A 19,343-nucleotide genomic window follows, 5' to 3' on the forward strand; every position below is an offset into this window, starting at 1 on the left:
AAAGGTGCCAAATGAAGTTCGCAGGCTATGACCACGGGGTTTGCGCCAAAGTGCCATGGATCGGCACCAATCAGGGCTAATTTCGGAGTAATAGTAGCTGGACGATACACTTTGCAGCGATTTGGTGACCAATTATCTGTCACATGCGTTTGCTTGGCGCTGGCGGGGGATTAAGCTGGCCGCCGTTTTCGTTTATTGGAGTGCTTCATGTCCCGCCGTCTGCCTGTGATTCTGCTGCTCGTTCTCCTGCCGATATGGCTGGCCGCCAGTTATGGCGCGCGTTATGGCTTTATGGAGGATGCTCAATGGGTCGGCCTCTGCGTGGACGAAGCGAGCCGCTGGGAATGCCAGGTTCGTTCGAGCCTGGGCTTGATGATTCACTTCAATGTCTTGGGATTCACGGCATTGGCGGCAGCCGTTATCGGATTTGTGCTGCCGGGCCGGGCCGGGTGGTGGTTGGCGGTGCTGGCGCTGGTGTTCGGGTTTCCGGCGTTGGCGTTGTATAACACGACATTGGCTGTTTTTGCGGTGGTGATTGCTGGATTGCGTCTGGTCCGGGCGTCCCGCAGCGCCTGATAGTCAGTCTTCGCGAGCAAGCTCGCTCCCACAGGGATCTTTGTCGTACACAAATTCTGTATTCGCTGAAGAACCCTGTGGGAGCGAGCTTGCTCGCGATGAGGCCAGTAGCTGCGCAGAGGATTACCCTTTGCGAACCCGCAAACTGCGCCACAACGCTGCAACCATCAACACACTCACCAGCGCCCAACCCCAGGCCTGCTGATTCTGCAAGCCTTCACGATAAAGCTGCGGCGCAATGCCAGCACCGATAATGAAGGTCAGCAGGGCAATCTCCCGGCGCGGCACGCTCACCGGGCGGCACAGATAGACCAGCGCCGGCAGGATGAATGCGACACTCGGGAAGCTGCGATAACGCGGGTCGAACACCAACTCCAGCATCGTCACCGCAGCGGCAAACCCGGCCACCGCGAGCAACCAGCCCGCCCGACGTTCCAGCGCATTGAACGCCCGTTCGCGCCAGCCGGTGCGAGCGCTCAGGGTCAGTGCCGCATGGGCCAGCACCAACACATTCAACGCCGTCAGCAAAGCAACCCACAACCACTCACTGGTAAACCGCGTAGTGACACGGGCCAGGTCGCCCCAGGCGCCAATCGAGCAAGCGGCCAGCGCACCGAGCAGCGGTAGAACCAGCGCTGCGCGAGTGCTGCGGACACGGCCTCCGAGGATTAACGTGCCAAGGAAAATCAAACCACCCACTACCAGCCACTGCGCCCAGTAAGGCACGTTCGACACCGGACCGGCGAGCACGCCCTTGTCCTGGCGATCGGCATCAAACAGCCCCCAGTAACCACCGACCGCACCTTCGCTGGCGCGTTTCCACGGCTGGTCGAAGGCTTCGATCAGGTTGTAATGCCAGCCTTGCTGCTCCGCCATGATGACAAAAGCACGAATGAACTTGGCTTCATTGACCCGGCTCGGCAGGGCGGTTTCACGCTGACGGCCTTCGCTGGGCCAGCCGGTTTCGCCAATCATCACGTCCTTGGGTGCGAACTTGTTGCCGAACACCTGACGTACTTCGGCCACGTGCTGCAGGGCGGCGTCGATATTCGACGGGTCATCTTCCCAGTACGGCAACAAATGGATGGTCAGGAAATCCACCGCCGGGGCGATTTCCGGGTGCTTGAGCCAGAACTCCCAGACGTCGGCGTAAGTGACAGGCTGTTTGACCTGGCTTTTGACTTTACTGATGAGCTTGGCCAGTTGCGCGCCAGTGACTTCCTTGCGCAACAGGGTTTCATTGCCGACGATCACCGAAGTCACCACGTCCGCGTTGGCGTTGGCCGAAGCGATCAGCAGGTCGACTTCCTTGGCGGTGTCAACCGGGTTGCTGTTGACCCAGGCGCCGATCATCAGTTTCAGCCCGTGCTTGCGCGCCAGGTCGGGCAGGGCCTCGAGGCCGGTCATGGAATAGGTGCGGATGCATTCGAAGCTTTTGGACAGCAGCGCAAGGTCGGCGTCCATGCGCTCGGGGCGCAGCTTGAACGGCTGATCGAACGGCGATTGGTCCTTGTCGAACGGGGTGTAGGAGGCGCATTGCAGCTTGTGCGTCGCGCTGGCCACATCCGGCAGCACCACCGGTTTACCGAGGCCGTACCAGAAGCCACCCAGGGCAAAAAGCCCCAGCAGGCAGGCGAATAGATAAGCAAAAAAAGGAAAGCGGGATGTCGCGGGCATGGTCAGGCCGTCTGGGAGCAAAGCCGCGCATGTTACCTTCATTTGCCGCGTGCTTGGTGGCCTGCATACTTTTGACATGCAAAGTTTGGGCGGATTGGCGGGCGGACTTTCGGTGGTCTAGATTAATGGCGTTCTGATGTCGTTTCTCGATGCCTTGAGGTCGCTGGCAGAGAAGGTCGCCATTGTCTTGGGGTTGATTATCGAGGCGTCAGTACTCCGCTGATGTTCGGATGAGTTTGCGGTGGGCGTGATGGGGGCGCTGGGCACCATAACAATACGTTGACGCGACTCGGCATCCGTCGAGCGCAGCACTTTCGGGGAAGTAACGATGAAGATGCGACGACTCTTGGGCGCAGGTGCCGCTTTGGTGCTGGCGATCAGTTCTACTGTGGCCAGCGCTGAAGGCAAGGCAGTGACTATCGGTTATGTTGACGGCTGGTCGGACAGTGTCGCCACGACCAACGTGGCCGCTGAAGTGATCAGGCAGAAACTCGGTTATGACGTGAAACTGCAAGCGGTCGCCACCGGGATCATGTGGCAGGGTGTGGCCACAGGCAAACTCGATGCCATGATGTCTGCGTGGCTGCCTGTGACTCATGGTGAATACTGGACCAAGAACAAGGATCAAGTCGTCGATTACGGTCCGAACTTCAAGGACGCAAGAATTGGCCTGATCGTGCCGGAGTACGTCAAAGCTAAAAGTATTGCCGATCTGAAAACCGACGACAGCTTCAAAGATCGCATCGTCGGCATCGACGCCGGTTCGGGTGTGATGCTCAAGACCGAACAGGCCATCAAGGACTACGATCTGACCGGCTATCAACTCAAGGCCAGTTCCGGCGCCGGCATGATTGCCGAGCTGACCCGTGCCGAGAAGAAAAACGAATCCATTGCTGTCACCGGTTGGGTGCCGCACTGGATGTTCGCCAAGTGGAAACTGCGCTTCCTGGACGACCCGAAAGGCGTTTATGGCGCGGCTGAAACTGTAAACAACATCGGCAGCAAAGAACTGGCAACCAAGGCTCCGGAAGTTGCCAAGTTCATGAAGAACTTCCAGTGGGCGTCGAAAGACGAAATCGGCGAAGTCATGTTGGCCATTCAGGATGGTGCCAAACCTGAAGCCGCCGCGAAGGATTGGGTCGCCAAACACCCGGAACGCGTTGCAGATTGGACTAAATGATTTGAGCTGACGCGTCTGGTCAGCACTTCTGAAGGCCGCTTGGCATAACCGCCAAGCGGCCTTTTGCTTTTCTGTCGGAGCACGGCTTGCCGGCGATGGCGGCTTCAAGATCGCTATCGCCGGCGAGCCGTGCTCCTACAGGGAACAAAACCGTCATGTCGTTCTAATACTAAGGTCGTCTGGAACCAGTTCCGTAGCCGCATAGAGTGGATAACGTTCCAACTTCATCTGTGCTGCGAGGATAAAAACAATGAACGACAGCATTTACCTCTCGATTCAAAACAGCCCGCGCTTCAAGGAGCTGGTTAGTAAGCGAGAAAAGTTCGCCTGGATTCTTTCGGCGATCATGCTTGGGCTTTACTCCGGATTCATCCTTTTGATTGCTTACGGGCCGCATATTCTGGGGGCGAAAATCAGCCCCGAGTCTTCGATTACCTGGGGGATACCGATTGGTGTCGGGCTGATTCTCTCGGCCTTTATCCTGACTGCAATCTACGTACGACGCGCCAATGGCGAATTCGACGACCTGAACAATGCGATTCTCAAGGAGGCTCAGCAATGATCCGGCGTCTAATGGCTCTATTGAGCATCGCAGCCTTTGCACCTGGCGCCTGGGCAGGTGAAGCCCTGACCGGCGAAGTGCACAAACAACCGCTCAACGTTTCCGCGATCCTGATGTTCGTCGCGTTCGTTGGCTTGACCCTGTGCATCACCTACTGGGCCTCCAAGCGCAACAATTCGGCGGCTGACTACTATGCGGCGGGTGGCAAGATCACCGGCTTCCAGAACGGTCTGGCGATTGCCGGTGACTACATGTCGGCGGCATCCTTCCTGGGTATTTCCGCCCTGGTGTTCACCTCTGGCTACGACGGCCTGATCTACTCGATCGGCTTCCTGGTGGGCTGGCCGATCATTCTGTTCCTGATCGCCGAGCGCTTGCGTAACCTGGGTAAATACACCTTTGCCGACGTGGCGTCCTACCGCCTTGGGCAAACCCAGATCCGCACGCTGTCCGCTTGCGGCTCGCTGGTGGTGGTGGCGTTCTACCTGATCGCGCAAATGGTCGGTGCCGGCAAGCTGATTCAGCTGCTGTTCGGTCTCGACTACTACGTTGCCGTGATCCTGGTCGGTATCCTGATGTGCATGTACGTGTTGTTCGGCGGCATGCTGGCGACCACTTGGGTGCAGATCATCAAGGCCGTGTTGCTGCTGTCCGGTGCTACGTTCATGGCGCTGATGGTCATGAAGCACGTCAACTTCGACTTCAGCTTGCTGTTTTCCGAGGCGATCAAGGTTCACCCTAAAGGTGAAGCGATCATGAGCCCGGGCGGTCTGGTGAAAGATCCGGTCTCGGCGTTCTCGCTTGGCCTGGCACTGATGTTCGGTACCGCTGGCCTGCCGCACATTCTGATGCGCTTCTTCACCGTGAGTGATGCGAAAGAAGCTCGCAAGAGCGTGCTGTATGCAACCGGCTTCATTGGTTACTTCTACATCCTGACGTTCATCATCGGCTTCGGCGCGATCCTGCTGGTCAGCACCAACCCTGCCTTCAAAGATGCTGCTGGCGCGCTGTTGGGCGGCAACAACATGGCGGCGGTGCACCTGGCTAACGCGGTGGGTGGCAGTATCTTCCTGGGCTTCATCTCGGCAGTCGCGTTCGCAACCATTCTGGCTGTAGTGGCTGGTTTGACGCTGGCCGGCGCTACGGCGGTGTCTCACGACCTTTACGCGAGTGTGATCAAGAAGGGCAAAGCCAACGACAAGGACGAGATCCGCGTTTCGAAAATCACCACCGTCTGTCTGGGTGTGTTGGCGATCGGTCTGGGCATTCTGTTCGAAAGCCAGAACATCGCGTTCATGGTGGGCCTGGCGTTCTCCATCGCGGCGAGCTGTAACTTCCCGGTGCTGCTGCTTTCCATGTACTGGAAGAAGCTGACCACGCGTGGTGCGATGATCGGCGGCTGGCTGGGTCTGATCAGTGCCGTTGGTTTGATGGTCCTTGGGCCAACCATCTGGGTGCAGATTCTGCATCACGAGAAGGCTATCTTCCCGTATGAGTACCCGGCGCTGTTCTCCATGGCCATTGCGTTTATCGGGATCTGGTTCTTCTCGATCACTGACAAGTCGACGGCGGCTGACAATGAGCGGGCGCTGTTCTTCCCTCAGTTTGTTCGTTCGCAGACGGGCTTGGGGGCGAGTGGGGCGGTTGCTCACTAAGGCTTCAGGCTTGGCTATATAAGAAGCTGCGTTAAACAGAAATGCCCTGGTCGAGAGATTGGGGCATTTTTTTGGACGGTTTGATTGTGTACATATCCGTTGTTGCGGTAATGGCTGATTATGGTTTCGCTTTTACAGCGACTCACTTTTCGGCGTTTGGAAAAGTGAGTCGCTGTAAAAGCGAAACCGCCAGCCGCCGTTACCGCAAAAACGGATATGTATCCAACCAAAGTCCCAGTCGGCCCTAAGGCCGCTGCGACCGCACAAACAAAAACGGCCTCTATATAAATAGAGGCCGTTCCCGGTGCAACTTTAAGACGTTATCGCAAGACAGGTCTTATTTGCGGTCTTCCAGCTTGGTGATGTCACGCGACTCGTAGCCGGTGTACAGCTGGCGCGGACGGCCAATCTTGTACGGGCTGGAGAGCATTTCTTTCCAGTGGGAGATCCAGCCGACGGTCCGCGCCAAAGCGAAGATGACGGTGAACATGCTGGTTGGAATGCCGATCGCCTTGAGGATGATCCCCGAGTAGAAGTCGACGTTCGGGTACAGCGAGCGTTCGATGAAGTACGGGTCGGTCAGGGCGATCTCTTCCAGGCGCATGGCCAGTTCGAGCTGCGGATCGTTGGTAATGCCCAGTTCTTTCAGCACTTCGTCGCAGGTCTGCTTCATGACTGTTGCGCGTGGGTCGCGGTTTTTGTAAACCCGGTGACCGAAGCCCATCAGTTTGAACGGATCGTTCTTGTCCTTGGCCTTGGCGATGTACTTGTCGATGTTCGACACATCGCCAATTTCATCGAGCATGGTCAGAACAGCTTCGTTCGCGCCGCCGTGGGCAGGGCCCCACAGTGCAGCGATGCCGGCGGCGATACAGGCGAACGGGTTGGCACCCGAAGAGCCGGCCAGGCGTACGGTGGAAGTCGATGCGTTCTGCTCGTGGTCGGCATGGAGGATGAAGATCTTGTCCATGGCGTTAGCGAGTACCGGGCTGATCGGTTTGATCTCGCACGGGGTGTTGAACATCATGTGCAGGAAGTTTTCCGCGTACGTCAGGTCGTTGCGCGGGTACATCATGGGTTGCCCCATCGAGTACTTGTAAACCATCGCTGCCAGGGTGGGCATCTTGGCAACCAGGCGGATCGCGGAGATTTCGCGATGCTGCGGGTTATTGATGTCCAGGGAGTCGTGGTAGAAGGCCGAGAGCGCGCCGACTACGCCGCACATGACGGCCATCGGGTGGGCGTCGCGACGGAAGCCGTTGAAGAAGGTCTTCAGCTGCTCGTGAACCATGGTGTGGTTCTTCACGGTGCTGACGAACTGGGCCTTCTGTTCTGCGGTCGGCAATTCGCCGTTGAGCAGCAGATAGCAGGTTTCCAGGTAGTCCGACTTTTCAGCCAACTGTTCGATCGGGTAGCCGCGGTGCAGCAGGATGCCGTTGTCGCCGTCGATATAGGTGATCTTCGACTCGCAGGAAGCTGTCGACATGAAACCAGGGTCAAAGGTGAAACGGCCCGTGGCCGTCAGGCCCCGAACATCGATAACATCGGGACCAACGGTGCCGGTTAAAATGGGCAGCTCGACGGGGGCTGCGCCCTCGATGATCAACTGCGCTTTTTTGTCAGCCATGTGGCCTCCTATTTATGCTTGAAATCATCAGACAGACCCCCCACGCAGGGCCCGCACCACTATAGTGAGATAAATTCGAATGTCAATTTGCCTAAAGTCTTGCTCCAGAAGGCTTTAACCGGACTTTTTCCTCGAAATTGACTGCCATTTACGCCTTTTATACGACTTGTGCAATGAGCTATTAGGGGAAGGCGATTGCGTTGTCATTAGTAGCCTAACTGTCTATACTCGGCCTCCGACCGCCAGGGGCTTTTGGGCCTGCTTTACTGGGGGTCGCACTCCCTGGGTGGTGGGTACCTGACCAGTGCACTCCCCAACAACTTTGCCCTGATTGTTAGGGGCTCTTCAGTGTGAAAAAAAAGCCGTGAATAGCCAACGACCTGTAAACCTAGACCTAAGGACCATCAAACTCCCAGTCACTGCTTACACGTCCATTCTTCACCGAATCTCCGGAATCATCCTCTTTGTCAGCCTGGCCATCATGCTTTATGCATTGGACAAGTCGCTCGACTCGGAAGAAGGCTTCGGTCAGGTGAAAGCGTGTCTGACCAGTCCGCTAGCCAAGCTAGTGACATGGGGCATCCTGTCCGCCTTGCTGTATCACTTGGTTGCCGGTGTGCGCCATTTGATGATGGACATGGGCATCGGCGAGTCGCTTGAGGGCGGCAAACTGGGCTCGAAAATCGTTATCGCCGTTTCCGTGGTGGTAATCGTTCTGGCAGGAGTTTGGATATGGTAACTAACGTCACGAACCTGTCGCGTTCGGGCCTCTATGACTGGATGGCACAACGTGTGTCTGCGGTCGTTCTCGCGGCTTATTTCATCTTCCTGATCGGATACGTCGTTGCCCATCCTGGCATCGGCTACGCCCAATGGCATGAACTGTTCGCAAGCAACTGGATGCGTATTTTCAGTCTCCTGGCTCTCGTTGCCCTCGGCGCTCACGCCTGGGTCGGCATGTGGACCATCGCGACCGACTACCTGACGCCAATGGCGTTCGGCAAGTCCGCGACTGCAGTACGTTTCCTCTTCCAGGCAGTATGCGGCGTCGCGATGTTTGCGTACTTCGTCTGGGGTGTGCAGATTCTTTGGGGTATCTGATTCATGTCTACTACAGTTAATACGCTTTCGTTCGACGCCATCATTATTGGCGGCGGCGGTGCTGGCATGCGCGCTGCTCTGCAGCTGGCACAGGGTGGTCACAAGACCGCCGTAGTTACCAAGGTTTTCCCTACTCGTTCGCACACTGTATCCGCCCAGGGTGGCATCACCTGCGCCATCGCCTCGGCAGATCCGAACGATGACTGGCGCTGGCACATGTACGATACCGTCAAGGGTTCCGACTATATCGGTGACCAGGACGCTATCGAATACATGTGTTCCGTAGGCCCGGAAGCGGTCTTCGAACTCGAGCACATGGGCTTGCCGTTCTCCCGTACCGAACAAGGCCGCATCTATCAGCGTCCGTTCGGCGGTCAGTCGAAAGACTTCGGTAAAGGTGGCCAGGCTGCACGTACGTGCGCCGCTGCCGACCGTACCGGTCACGCACTGCTGCACACCCTGTACCAGGCCAACCTGAAGGCCGGCACTGTATTCCTCAACGAATACTACGGTGTCGACCTGGTGAAGAACGAAGATGGTGCCTTTGTCGGCATGATCGTCATCTGCATCGAAACCGGCGAAACTTCCTACGTCCGCGCTAACGCCACTGTACTGGCGACTGGCGGTGCTGGTCGTATCTACTCGTCCACCACCAATGCCCTGATCAACACCGGTGACGGCGTCGGCATGGCTCTGCGTGCTGGCGTGCCGGTACAAGACATTGAAATGTGGCAGTTCCACCCGACCGGCATCGCCGGCGCCGGTGTACTGGTTACTGAAGGTTGCCGCGGTGAAGGCGGTTACCTGATCAACAAGCATGGCGAGCGTTTCATGGAGCGTTATGCTCCGAACGCCAAAGACCTTGCTGGTCGTGACGTTGTTGCTCGCTCGATGGTTAAAGAAATCATCGCTGGCAACGGTTGCGGTCCGGATGGCGACCACGTAATGCTGAAACTCGATCACCTCGGTGAAGAAGTTCTGCACAGCCGTCTGCCAGGCATCATGGAACTGTCCAAGACCTTCGCCCACGTCGATCCAGCCGTGGCGCCGATTCCGGTCGTTCCAACCTGCCACTATATGATGGGCGGCGTTGCCACCAACATTCATGGTCAGGCAATCACTCAGGACGCAGACGGCGTTGACCAGATCATTCCTGGTCTGTTCGCGGTGGGCGAAGTGGCTTGCGTATCGGTTCACGGTGCCAACCGTCTGGGCGGCAACTCGCTGCTCGACCTGGTGGTATTCGGCCGTGCGGCCGGCCTGTTCCTGGAGCAGACCCTGAAAGAAGGCGTCGACTACACCCGCGCTCGCCAGTCCGACATCGACGCTGCCCTGGCACGTCTCGATGGCCTGAACTCGCGTACCGAAGGCGAAGACGTCGCTACCCTGCGTAAAGAACTGCAAAACTGCATGCAGAACTACTTCGGTGTATTCCGTACCGGCGAATACATGCAGAAGGGTATTGCCCAGCTGGCTGATCTGCGTGGCCGTATCGCCAACGTCAAGATCAACGACAAGAGCCAGGCGTTCAACACCGCTCGTATCGAAGCTCTGGAATTGCAGAACCTGCTGGAAGTGGCCGAAGCTACCGCCATCGCCGCAGAGATCCGCAAAGAGTCCCGCGGCGCTCACGCCCGTGAAGACTACGAAGATCGCGACGACGAAAACTGGCTGTGCCACACCCTGTACTTCCCGGGTGACAAGCGCGTAACCAAGCGTGCTGTGAACTTCTCGCCGAAGACTGTTCCGACTTTTGAACCTAAGATTCGGACTTATTAAGGGTGGCCGCCATGTTGCAAGTCAGTGTTTATCGCTACAACCCTGATCAGGACGCTGCGCCGTTCATGCAGGAATTTTCGGTCGATACCGGTGGTAAAGACCTGATGGTGCTGGACGTGCTGGCCCTGATCAAAGAGCAGGACGAAGGTTTCTCCTATCGTCGCTCTTGCCGTGAAGGTGTTTGCGGTTCCGACGGCATGAACATCAACGGCAAAAACGGTCTGGCGTGCGTCACGCCGCTGTCCGCTGTCGTAAAAGGTAACAAGCTGATCGTTCGTCCTCTGCCAGGTTTGCCGGTAATCCGTGACCTGGTCGTCGATATGAGCATCTTCTACAAGCAATACGAAAAGGTTAAGCCATACCTGCAGAACGACACGCCGGCTCCGGCCATCGAACGTCTGCAGACCCCTGAAGAGCGTGAAAAGCTCGACGGTCTGTACGAGTGCATCCTGTGCGCTTGCTGCTCGACCTCTTGCCCGTCCTTCTGGTGGAACCCGGACAAGTTCCTGGGTCCAGCTGCTCTGCTGCAAGCGTATCGCTTCCTGGCAGACAGCCGCGACACCAAGACTGCCGAGCGTCTGGCTTCGCTGGATGACCCGTTCAGCGTATTCCGCTGCCGCGGGATCATGAACTGCGTCAACGTCTGCCCGAAAGGCCTGAACCCGACTAAGGCCATCGGTCACGTACGTAACATGCTGCTGCAAAGCGGCGTGTGATTCAGCAGTACCCGTAGGACCGCTGTACCCGTAGATGCTACGGCGCAGGCTTCAACCGGCGCCGTAGTTTTAACCTGAGCAGCAGCTTATAAGGCTGCGGCTCTTATTTTGAAGAAATGAGACAAGCAGGGGCATCCGGGCTGGTACCCGGACTATCAGCGTGATCCTAGGTGGCTTGTTTTAGTCGCTGCATTCGGACTTCTGCAAGCGTGCTCGGTGTCGACGCCGGTGGTGTTCCCCTAACCGAGGGTGACCAAGCATGCAAGAAAGCGTGATGCAGCGCATGTGGAACAGCGCCTACCTATCCGGTAGTAACGCTGCCTATGTGGAAGAGCTCTACGAGCTCTACCTGCACGACCCTAACGCTGTGCCAGAAGAGTGGCGCACCTACTTCCAGAAGTTGCCTGCTGACGGCAACACTGCCACCGATGTTTCGCACTCCACAATTCGCGATCATTTCGTCTTGCTGGCAAAGAACCAGCGCCGCGCCCAACCGGTTTCCGCCGGCAGCGTGAGCAGTGAGCACGAGAAGAAGCAAGTTGAAGTGCTGCGATTGATCCAGGCCTACCGTATGCGTGGCCACCAGGCAGCCCAGCTTGACCCGCTGGGGCTGTGGCAGCGTCCTGCACCTGCAGACCTGTCGATCAATCATTACGGCTTGACCAATGCCGATCTTGATACGACCTTCCGTGCCGGCGACCTGTTCATCGGCAAAGAGGAGGCGAGCCTACGCGAAATTCACGAAGCGTTGCAGCAGACATATTGCCGCACCATCGGCGCTGAATTTACGCACATCACCGATTCCGAGCAGCGCCAGTGGTTCCAGCAGCGTCTGGAAAGCGTGCGCGGCCGTCCGACGTACTCCGCCGACATCAAGAGCCACCTGCTCGAGCGTGTCACCGCCGGCGAAGGTCTGGAAAAATACCTGGGTACCAAATACCCGGGTACCAAGCGTTTCGGCCTGGAAGGCGGCGAGAGCCTGATTCCGATGCTCGACGAGCTGATCCAGCGTTCCGGTTCCTACGGCACCAAGGAAATCGTTATCGGCATGGCCCACCGTGGTCGTCTGAACGTACTGGTCAACACCTTCGGCAAGAACCCGCGCGAACTGTTCGACGAGTTTGAAGGCAAGAAGAAGGTCGAGCTGGGTTCCGGTGACGTTAAATATCACCAGGGCTTCTCGTCCAACGTGATGACCACCGGCGGTGAAGTTCACCTGGCCATGGCGTTCAACCCGTCCCACCTGGAAATCGTATCTCCAGTGGTCGAGGGTTCGGTTCGCGCCCGTCAGGATCGTCGTAACGACCCTACCGGCGAGAAGGTTCTGCCGATCTCCATCCACGGTGACGCGGCATTCGCCGGTCAAGGCGTGGTCATGGAAACCTTCCAGATGTCGCAGACCCGCGGTTTCAAGACCGGCGGTACCGTGCACATCGTGATCAACAACCAGGTCGGTTTCACCATCAGCAACCCGCTGGACTCGCGCTCCACCGAGTACGCGACCGACGTTGCGAAGATGATCCAAGCGCCGATCCTCCATGTGAATGGCGATGATCCGGAAGCCGTGTTGTTCGTGACCCAGCTGGCCATCGACTACCGCATGCAGTTCAAGCGTGACGTGGTGATCGACCTGGTCTGCTACCGTCGTCGTGGCCACAACGAGGCCGACGAGCCAAGCGGCACCCAGCCAATCATGTATCAGCAGATCGCCAAACAGCGCACCACCCGTGAGCTGTATGCCGATCGTCTGACTCAGGGCGGTGTGCTGGACGCAGAGCGTGTTCAGGCGAAAGTCGATGAATACCGCAATGCGCTGGACAACGGTCTGCATGTTGTAAAAAGCCTGGTCAAAGAGCCGAACAAAGAGTTGTTCGTGGACTGGCGTCCGTATCTGGGGCACGCCTGGACCGCGCGTCACGACACTCGCTTCGATCTGAAAACCTTGCAGGAACTGTCCGCCAAGCTGCTGGAAATTCCGGAAGGCTTCGTGGTTCAGCGCCAGGTCTCGAAAATCTACGAAGACCGTCAGAAAATGCAAGCCGGCGGCCTGCCGATCAACTGGGGTTACGCCGAAACCATGGCGTACGCGACCCTGGCGTTCGAAGGTCACCCGATTCGCATGACGGGTCAGGACATCGGTCGCGGTACGTTCTCGCACCGTCACGCTGTCTTGCACAACCAGAAAGACGCGGGTACCTACATCCCGCTGCAAAACCTGTACAAGGGCCAGCCACGTTTCGACCTGTACGATTCGTTCCTGTCCGAAGAAGCCGTGCTGGCGTTCGAATACGGTTACTCGACCACCACGCCTGAGGCGCTGGTGATCTGGGAAGCCCAGTTCGGCGACTTCGCCAACGGTGCCCAGGTGGTTATCGACCAGTTCATCACCAGTGGCGAGCACAAGTGGGGCCGTCTCTGCGGTCTGACCATGCTGCTGCCGCACGGTTATGAAGGTCAGGGTCCGGAGCACTCTTCGGCTCGTCTGGAGCGTTACCTGCAACTGTGCGCCGAGCACAACATTCAGGTAGCGGTACCGACTACGCCGGCTCAGATCTACCACTTGCTGCGTCGTCAGGTGATTCGCCCGCTGCGCAAGCCGTTGATCGTTCTGACTCCGAAGTCGCTGTTGCGTCACAAACTGGCCATCTCGACCCTGGAAGATCTGGCCGAAGGTTCGTTCCAGACCGTTATCCCGGAAATCGATACCCTGGACCCGAAAAAGGTCGAGCGCATTGTTCTGTGTAGCGGCAAGGTCTACTACGACCTGCTGGAAAAACGCCGTGCCGAAGGTCGTGATGACATCGCCATCGTGCGTATCGAGCAGCTGTACCCATTCCCTGAGGACGACTTGAACGAAGTCCTGGCTCCGTACACCAACCTCAAACATATCGTTTGGTGTCAGGAAGAGCCGATGAACCAGGGTGCCTGGTACTGCAGCCAGCACCACATGCGCCGCATCGTTGGCAATCACAACAAGTCTCTCGTACTCGAGTACGCGGGCCGTGATGCTTCTGCTGCACCTGCTTGTGGTTATGCATCGATGCACGCTGAGCAGCAGGAAAAACTGCTGCAAGACGCCTTTACTGTTTAACGCCTTCGCGCACCTGAAACCGAATTTAAGGACTCACAGATAATGGCTATCGAAATCAAAGCCCCCACTTTCCCGGAATCGGTTGCCGATGGCACCGTTGCCACCTGGCACAAAAAGCCGGGCGACGCCGTCAAGCGCGATGACCTGATCGTCGACATCGAAACTGACAAAGTCGTATTGGAAGTGTTGGCCACCGCTGATGGCGTGCTGGGCGCTATCGTCAAGAACGAAGGCGACACCGTTCTGTCCGACGAAGTCCTGGGCTCCATCGAAGCGGGCGGCGCTGCTGCCGCTCCAGCTGCTGCCGCTGCTCCTGCCGCTGCACAAGCTGCTGCTCCAGCCGCTGAAGGCGAAGATGATCCTGTTGCTGCACCGGCTGCTCGCAAGCTGGCTGAAGAAAACGGTATCAACATCGCTTCCGTTGCCGGCACTGGCAAAGGCGGTCGTGTGACCAAGGAAGACGTTGTTGCCGCTGTAGCTGCCAAGAAAGCCGCTCCGGCTGCCGCACCTGCCAAGGCTGCTGCGCCTGCCGGTGCTGCTCCAGTGTTCGCTGCCGGCGATCGCATCGAGAAGCGCGTACCGATGACCCGCGTGCGGGCCACCGTTGCCAAGCGTCTGGTTGAAGCTCAATCGAACATGGCAATGCTGACCACTTTCAACGAAGTCGACATGACCGAAGTCATGGCCCTGCGTTCGAAGTACAAGGACCTGTTCGAGAAGTCCCACAATGGCGTGCGCCTGGGCTTCATGTCGTTCTTCGTCAAGGCTGCCACCGAAGCGCTGAAACGCTTCCCGGCTGTCAACGCGTCGATCGACGGTGCTGACATTGTTTATCACGGCTACGCTGACGTCGGTGTTGCTGTTTCCAGCGACCGCGGCCTGGTTGTTCCGGTTCTGCGTAACGCCGAACTGATGAGCCTGGCTGAAATCGAAGGCGGCATCGCCACCTTCGGCAAGAAGGCTCGTGACGGCAAACTGTCGATGGACGAGATGACCGGCGGTACGTTCACCATCACCAACGGTGGTACTTTCGGTTCGATGATGTCGACGCCGATCGTCAACCCGCCTCAAGCGGCCATCCTGGGCATGCACAACATTCTGCAGCGTCCTATGGCGATCAACGGTCAGGTTGTTATCCGTCCGATGATGTACCTGGCTCTGTCCTACGATCACCGTCTGATCGATGGCAAAGAAGCTGTGACCTTCCTGGTTACCATCAAGAACCTGCTGGAAGACCCGGCTCGTTTGCTGCTGGATATCTGATTTCGTTGCACGGGCCGTCCAGCGATGGACGGCCCTCCTGTAATGACCAGCTTCGTCCCACGACGGTCCTCAAAAGGGACCGTCCGGTTTGATTCGAGAAGGAATGACACATGACTCAGAAATTCGACGTGGTAGTGATTGGCGCGGGCCCTGGCGGCTACGTGGCTGCCATTAAAGCAGCGCAACTGGGCCTCTCCACTGCCTGCATCGAGAAATACACCGACAAGGAAGGCAAACTGGCCCTCGGCGGTACTTGCCTGAACGTCGGCTGCATTCCATCCAAGGCGCTGCTGGACAGCTCCTGGAAGTTCCACGAAGCCCAGGACGGTTTCGCGATCCACGGTATCAACCACGCTGGCGTGACCATGGACGTGCCAGCAATGGTCGGCCGTAAAGCCAACATCGTCAAAGGCCTGACTTCGGGTGTTGCCACCCTGTTCAAAGCCAACGGTGTGACCTCGATCCAGGGCCACGGCAAACTGCTGGCCGGCAAGAAAGTCGAAGTCACCAAGCCAGACGGTTCGGTAGAAATCATTGAAGCCGAGAACGTGATTCTGGCTCCGGGCTCGCGTCCGATCGACATTCCGCCAGCTCCGGTTGACCAGAATGTGATCGTCGATTCGACTGGCGCGCTGGAATTCCAATCCGTACCTAAACGTCTGGGCGTGATCGGCGCTGGCGTGATCGGTCTGGAACTGGGTTCGGTCTGGTCCCGTCTGGGCGCAGAAGTCACCGTTCTTGAAGCCCTGGACACCTTCCTGATGGCCGCTGACGCTGCCGTTTCCAAGGAAGCGCTGAAAACCCTGACCAAACAAGGTCTGGACATCAAGCTGGGCGCTCGTGTTACCGGTTCCAAAGTGAACGGTAACGAAGTAGTCGTGAACTACACCGATGCCAACGGCGAACAGAACATCACTTTCGACAAGCTGATCGTAGCCGTTGGTCGCCGTCCGGTGACCACTGATCTGCTGTCCGCTGATTGCGGCGTGACCCTGGACGAGCGCGGTTTCGTGCACGTTGACGATCACTGCGCCACCACCGTACCGGGCGTTTACGCGATCGGCGACGTGGTTCGCGGCATGATGCTGGCACACAAGGCCTCGGAAGAGGGCATCATGGTCGTCGAGCGCATCAAGGGCCACAAAGCCCAGATGAACTATGATTTGATCCCTTCGGTTATTTATACTCACCCGGAAATCGCGTGGGTTGGTAAAACCGAGCAGACCTTGAAGGCTGAAGGCGTTGAAGTTAACGTTGGCACCTTCCCGTTCGCAGCCAGTGGCCGAGCCATGGCAGCCAACGACACCGGCGGTTTCGTGAAAGTCATCGCTGATGCCAAGACTGACCGCGTATTGGGCGTCCACGTGATTGGCCCGAGCGCTGCAGAACTGGTTCAGCAGGGCGCGATCGGTATGGAATTCGGCACCAGCGCTGAAGACCTGGGCATGATGGTTTTCTCCCATCCGACCCTGTCCGAAGCCTTGCACGAAGCAGCTCTGGCTGTGAATGGCGGCGCCATCCACATTGCCAACCGCAAGAAGCGTTAAGACAAGACAATAAGAAACCACGGCGGAAGGCCCGTCGTGAGCCTTGCGTGCAAGACTCACCGCGGAATGTCCGCCGGACGCAGCCTTGCGTAGTCTCACCGGTTATCCGGAACACCTACGCAAGCAGCAGTCACAGGTGGTGCGGCACTTGAACAAGTGCAGCACCGAATGCGCAGTACCTAACGAAGACGGTAATAAGCATGAATCTTCACGAGTATCAGGGTAAGCAGCTGTTCGCTGAATACGGCCTGCCAGTATCCCAGGGTTTCGCCGTAGACACCCCGGAAGCAGCAGCAGAAGCGTGCGACAAAATCGGCGGGACCGAATGGGTTGTCAAAGCCCAGGTTCACGCAGGTGGTCGCGGTAAAGCGGGCGGCGTTAAGCTGGTTCGCAGCAAAGAAGACGCCAAAGCATTCGCTCAACAGTGGTTGGGCAAGCGTCTGGTGACTTACCAGACTGATGCCAATGGTCAGCCAGTCACCAAGATCCTGGTTGAATCGTGCACTGATATCGCTAAAGAGCTGTACCTGGGCGCTGTCGTTGACCGTTCGAGCCGTCGCATCGTGTTCATGGCTTCCACCGAAGGTGGCGTGGACATCGAGAAAATCGCTCACGACACCCCTGAGAAAATTCTCAAGGCCACTATCGATCCACTGGTTGGCGCTCAGCCATTCCAGGGTCGCGAGCTGGCATTCCAGCTGGGTCTGGAAGGCAAGCAAGTTGCTCAGTTCGCCAAGATCTTCGTAGGTCTGGCCAAGCTGTTCAAGGATCACGACCTGGCTCTGCTGGAAGTGAACCCGCTGGTGATCAAGGCTGACGGCGATCTGCATTGCCTCGACGCCAAGATCAACATCGACGCCAACGCCATGTACCGTCAGCCTAAGCTGAAGACTTTCCACGATCCGTCGCAAGACGATCCGCGCGAAGCGCACGCTGCCAAGTTCGAACTGAACTACGTAGCACTGGAAGGCAACATCGGTTGCATGGTCAACGGTGCTGGCCTGGCCATGGGTACCATGGACATCGTCAACCTGCATGGCGGCAAACCAGCCAACTTCCTCGACGTGGGCGGCGGTGCTACCAAAGAACGCGTTACCGAAGCGTTCAAGATCATCCTGTCCGACACTAACGTCGCTGCAGTATTGGTCAACATCTTCGGCGGCATCGTTCGTTGCGACATGATTGCCGAAGGCATCATCGGCGCTGTGAAAGAAGTCGGCGTGAAAATCCCGGTTGTTGTTCGCCTTGAAGGCAACAACGCTGAGCTGGGCGCTAAAGTACTGGCAGAAAGCGGTTTGAACATCATCGCTGCTACCAGCCTGACCGACGCTGCTCAACAAGTTGTCAAAGCTGCGGAGGGCAAATAATGAGCGTCCTGATCAATAAAGACACCAAAGTTATCTGCCAGGGTATTACCGGTTCGCAAGGTAGTTTCCACACCCAGCAAGCCATCGAATACGGCACCAAGATGGTGGGTGGCGTAACTCCAGGCAAAGGCGGCACCGAGCACCTGGGTCTGCCAGTGTTCAACACCGTGAAAGACGCTGTAGCTGCCACTGGCGCCACCGCCAGCGTGATCTACGTTCCAGCTCCTTTCTGCAAGGACTCCATCCTGGAAGCAGCATTCGGCGGCATCAAGCTGATCGTTTGCATCACTGAAGGCATTCCTACCCTGGACATGCTGGATGCCAAGGTCAAGTGCGACGAGCTGGGCGTAGTCCTGATCGGTCCTAACTGCCCAGGCGTGATCACTCCAGGCGAATGCAAGATCGGCATCATGCCAGGTCACATTCACTTGCCAGGCAAGGTCGGTATCGTTTCCCGTTCCGGCACCCTGACCTACGAAGCTGTGAAGCAAACTACTGACGCCGGTTTCGGTCAGTCGACTTGCGTCGGCATCGGCGGTGACCCGATCCCGGGTTCGAACTTCATCGACATCCTGAAGCTGTTCCAGGAAGACCCGAAGACCGAAGCGATCGTGATGATCGGTGAGATCGGCGGTTCGGCTGAAGAAGAAGCGGCTGCCTACATCAAGGCACACGTGACCAAGCCGGTTGTTTCCTACATCGCTGGTGTGACTGCCCCTGCGGGCAAGCGCATGGGCCATGCTGGCGCAATCATCTCTGGCGGCAAAGGCACTGCAGACGAGAAGTTTGCTGCCCTGGAAGACGCAGGCGTTAAAACCGTGCGTTCGCTGGCAGACATCGGCAAGGCTTTGTCCGAGCTGACTGGTTGGGCAATCAAGTAAGCCTCGCGCTTATCTGACGCTTCACCAAACAAAGGCCACCTTCGGGTGGCCTTTGTCGTTTCCGGGATTTGTGTTGGCCGTGCGGGCCCCTTCGCGAGCAAGCCCGCTCCCACATTTGACCGCATTCTAATGTGGGAGCGGGCTTGCTCGCGAAGGCGGACTTAAGGACGACAACCATTTACATGCAAAAACGCGACACGGAAATGTCGCGTATCGGATAGATCGCACCCTAACAGTGCGTTTGTCGGGCAAATTCGTTAGGCTAACAGCCATTTTTGCGTCCGCGGCCCACAAGGTTGCTACGCGCTAAACGGGTCAGTC

General features: G+C 57.5%; 15 protein-coding genes. 13 read left to right on the plus strand and 2 right to left on the minus strand.

Annotated elements, in window-relative coordinates; translation table 11 throughout:
- Positions 1-207: 207 nt before the first annotated feature.
- Entirely contained in the window at positions 208-576 is a 369-nt protein-coding gene (locus PMI27_RS05875) for a hypothetical protein (RefSeq protein WP_024164596.1), read from the plus strand.
- 123 nt (positions 577-699) lie between these two features.
- On the opposite strand, the gene PMI27_RS05870 is transcribed toward PMI27_RS05875, so the two are convergent.
- Positions 700-2,295, minus strand: coding sequence for a glycoside hydrolase family 17 protein (locus tag PMI27_RS05870; protein ID WP_008148575.1), 1,596 nt, complete (start codon positions 2,293-2,295; stop codon positions 700-702).
- 286 nt (positions 2,296-2,581) lie between these two features.
- On the opposite strand from PMI27_RS05870, the gene PMI27_RS05865 reads away from it, so the two are divergent.
- The 3 genes from PMI27_RS05865 to PMI27_RS05855 all read left to right on the plus strand — a co-directional run bounded on the left by PMI27_RS05865 (position 2,582) and on the right by PMI27_RS05855 (position 5,650).
- A complete protein-coding gene (locus PMI27_RS05865) occupies positions 2,582-3,433 on the plus strand; it encodes a glycine betaine ABC transporter substrate-binding protein (RefSeq protein WP_008148577.1) in 852 nt (283 codons plus the stop codon).
- Between the two features lie 250 nt (positions 3,434-3,683).
- Entirely contained in the window at positions 3,684-3,995 is a 312-nt protein-coding gene (locus PMI27_RS05860) for a DUF485 domain-containing protein (protein WP_008148580.1), read from the plus strand.
- A complete protein-coding gene (locus PMI27_RS05855) occupies positions 3,992-5,650 on the plus strand; it encodes a cation acetate symporter (RefSeq protein WP_008148582.1) in 1,659 nt (552 codons plus the stop codon). Before PMI27_RS05860 ends, PMI27_RS05855 begins: the two co-directional genes overlap by 4 nt.
- Before the next feature lie 337 nt (positions 5,651-5,987).
- Here PMI27_RS05855 and gltA read toward each other — a convergent pair whose 3' ends face one another.
- Positions 5,988-7,277, minus strand: a complete 1,290-nt coding sequence (gene gltA / locus PMI27_RS05850; RefSeq protein WP_008148584.1) for a citrate synthase — start codon at positions 7,275-7,277, stop codon at positions 5,988-5,990.
- A 364-nt stretch (positions 7,278-7,641) separates the two neighbouring features.
- On the opposite strand from gltA, the gene sdhC reads away from it, so the two are divergent.
- The 9 genes from sdhC to sucD all read left to right on the plus strand — a co-directional run bounded on the left by sdhC (position 7,642) and on the right by sucD (position 19,022).
- A complete protein-coding gene (sdhC, locus tag PMI27_RS0229755; RefSeq protein WP_033053500.1) occupies positions 7,642-8,016 on the plus strand; it encodes a succinate dehydrogenase, cytochrome b556 subunit in 375 nt (124 codons plus the stop codon).
- Positions 8,010-8,378 carry a succinate dehydrogenase, hydrophobic membrane anchor protein gene (sdhD, locus tag PMI27_RS05845; protein ID WP_008148589.1) on the plus strand — a complete coding sequence of 123 codons (369 nt, stop codon included), beginning with the start codon at positions 8,010-8,012 and terminating at the stop codon, positions 8,376-8,378. The genes sdhC and sdhD overlap by 7 nt, the downstream gene beginning before the upstream one ends.
- 3 nt (positions 8,379-8,381) lie before the next feature.
- A complete protein-coding gene (gene sdhA / locus PMI27_RS05840) occupies positions 8,382-10,157 on the plus strand; it encodes a succinate dehydrogenase flavoprotein subunit (RefSeq protein ID WP_008148591.1) in 1,776 nt (591 codons plus the stop codon).
- A gap of 11 nt (positions 10,158-10,168) precedes the next feature.
- Entirely contained in the window at positions 10,169-10,873 is a 705-nt protein-coding gene (locus PMI27_RS05835; RefSeq protein WP_008148594.1) for a succinate dehydrogenase iron-sulfur subunit, read from the plus strand.
- A gap of 259 nt (positions 10,874-11,132) precedes the next feature.
- Complete coding sequence (locus PMI27_RS05830) at positions 11,133-13,964, plus strand: 2-oxoglutarate dehydrogenase E1 component (protein WP_008148596.1); 2,832 nt, start codon at positions 11,133-11,135, stop codon at positions 13,962-13,964.
- Positions 13,965-14,006: 42 nt separating this feature from the next.
- Entirely contained in the window at positions 14,007-15,227 is a 1,221-nt protein-coding gene (gene odhB / locus PMI27_RS05825; protein WP_008148598.1) for a 2-oxoglutarate dehydrogenase complex dihydrolipoyllysine-residue succinyltransferase, read from the plus strand.
- Between the two features lie 110 nt (positions 15,228-15,337).
- Positions 15,338-16,774 (plus strand): dihydrolipoyl dehydrogenase, encoded by a 1,437-nt coding sequence (gene lpdA / locus PMI27_RS05820; protein ID WP_008148600.1) that lies wholly within the window; start codon positions 15,338-15,340, stop codon positions 16,772-16,774.
- Between the two features lie 200 nt (positions 16,775-16,974).
- The gene (gene sucC, locus PMI27_RS05815) at positions 16,975-18,141 is read left to right on the plus strand and encodes an ADP-forming succinate--CoA ligase subunit beta (RefSeq protein WP_008148602.1); all 1,167 of its coding nucleotides are present in this window, start codon (positions 16,975-16,977) and stop codon (positions 18,139-18,141) included.
- Positions 18,141-19,022, plus strand: a complete 882-nt coding sequence (gene sucD / locus PMI27_RS05810) for a succinate--CoA ligase subunit alpha (protein WP_008148605.1) — start codon at positions 18,141-18,143, stop codon at positions 19,020-19,022. The genes sucC and sucD overlap by 1 nt, the downstream gene beginning before the upstream one ends.
- Positions 19,023-19,343: the final 321 nt, after the last annotated feature.

The organism is Pseudomonas sp. GM41(2012) (assembly GCF_000282315.2).
Lineage (GTDB): Bacteria > Pseudomonadota > Gammaproteobacteria > Pseudomonadales > Pseudomonadaceae > Aquipseudomonas.

What these genes read in the sequence shown, in the direction of transcription:
- PMI27_RS05875 (WP_024164596.1), top strand. Translation starts at nt 208, where the DNA reads ATGTCCCGCCGTCTGCCTGTGATTCTGCTGCTCGTTCTCCTGCCGATA.
- PMI27_RS05870 (WP_008148575.1), bottom strand. Translation starts at nt 2,295, where the DNA reads ATGAAGGTAACATGCGCGGCTTTGCTCCCAGACGGCCTGACCATGCCC.
- PMI27_RS05865 (WP_008148577.1), top strand. Translation starts at nt 2,582, where the DNA reads ATGAAGATGCGACGACTCTTGGGCGCAGGTGCCGCTTTGGTGCTGGCG.
- PMI27_RS05860 (WP_008148580.1), top strand. Translation starts at nt 3,684, where the DNA reads ATGAACGACAGCATTTACCTCTCGATTCAAAACAGCCCGCGCTTCAAG.
- PMI27_RS05855 (WP_008148582.1), top strand. Translation starts at nt 3,992, where the DNA reads ATGATCCGGCGTCTAATGGCTCTATTGAGCATCGCAGCCTTTGCACCT.
- gltA (WP_008148584.1), bottom strand. Translation starts at nt 7,277, where the DNA reads ATGGCTGACAAAAAAGCGCAGTTGATCATCGAGGGCGCAGCCCCCGTC.
- sdhD (WP_008148589.1), top strand. Translation starts at nt 8,010, where the DNA reads ATGGTAACTAACGTCACGAACCTGTCGCGTTCGGGCCTCTATGACTGG.
- sdhA (WP_008148591.1), top strand. Translation starts at nt 8,382, where the DNA reads ATGTCTACTACAGTTAATACGCTTTCGTTCGACGCCATCATTATTGGC.
- PMI27_RS05835 (WP_008148594.1), top strand. Translation starts at nt 10,169, where the DNA reads ATGTTGCAAGTCAGTGTTTATCGCTACAACCCTGATCAGGACGCTGCG.
- PMI27_RS05830 (WP_008148596.1), top strand. Translation starts at nt 11,133, where the DNA reads ATGCAAGAAAGCGTGATGCAGCGCATGTGGAACAGCGCCTACCTATCC.
- odhB (WP_008148598.1), top strand. Translation starts at nt 14,007, where the DNA reads ATGGCTATCGAAATCAAAGCCCCCACTTTCCCGGAATCGGTTGCCGAT.
- lpdA (WP_008148600.1), top strand. Translation starts at nt 15,338, where the DNA reads ATGACTCAGAAATTCGACGTGGTAGTGATTGGCGCGGGCCCTGGCGGC.
- sucC (WP_008148602.1), top strand. Translation starts at nt 16,975, where the DNA reads ATGAATCTTCACGAGTATCAGGGTAAGCAGCTGTTCGCTGAATACGGC.
- sucD (WP_008148605.1), top strand. Translation starts at nt 18,141, where the DNA reads ATGAGCGTCCTGATCAATAAAGACACCAAAGTTATCTGCCAGGGTATT.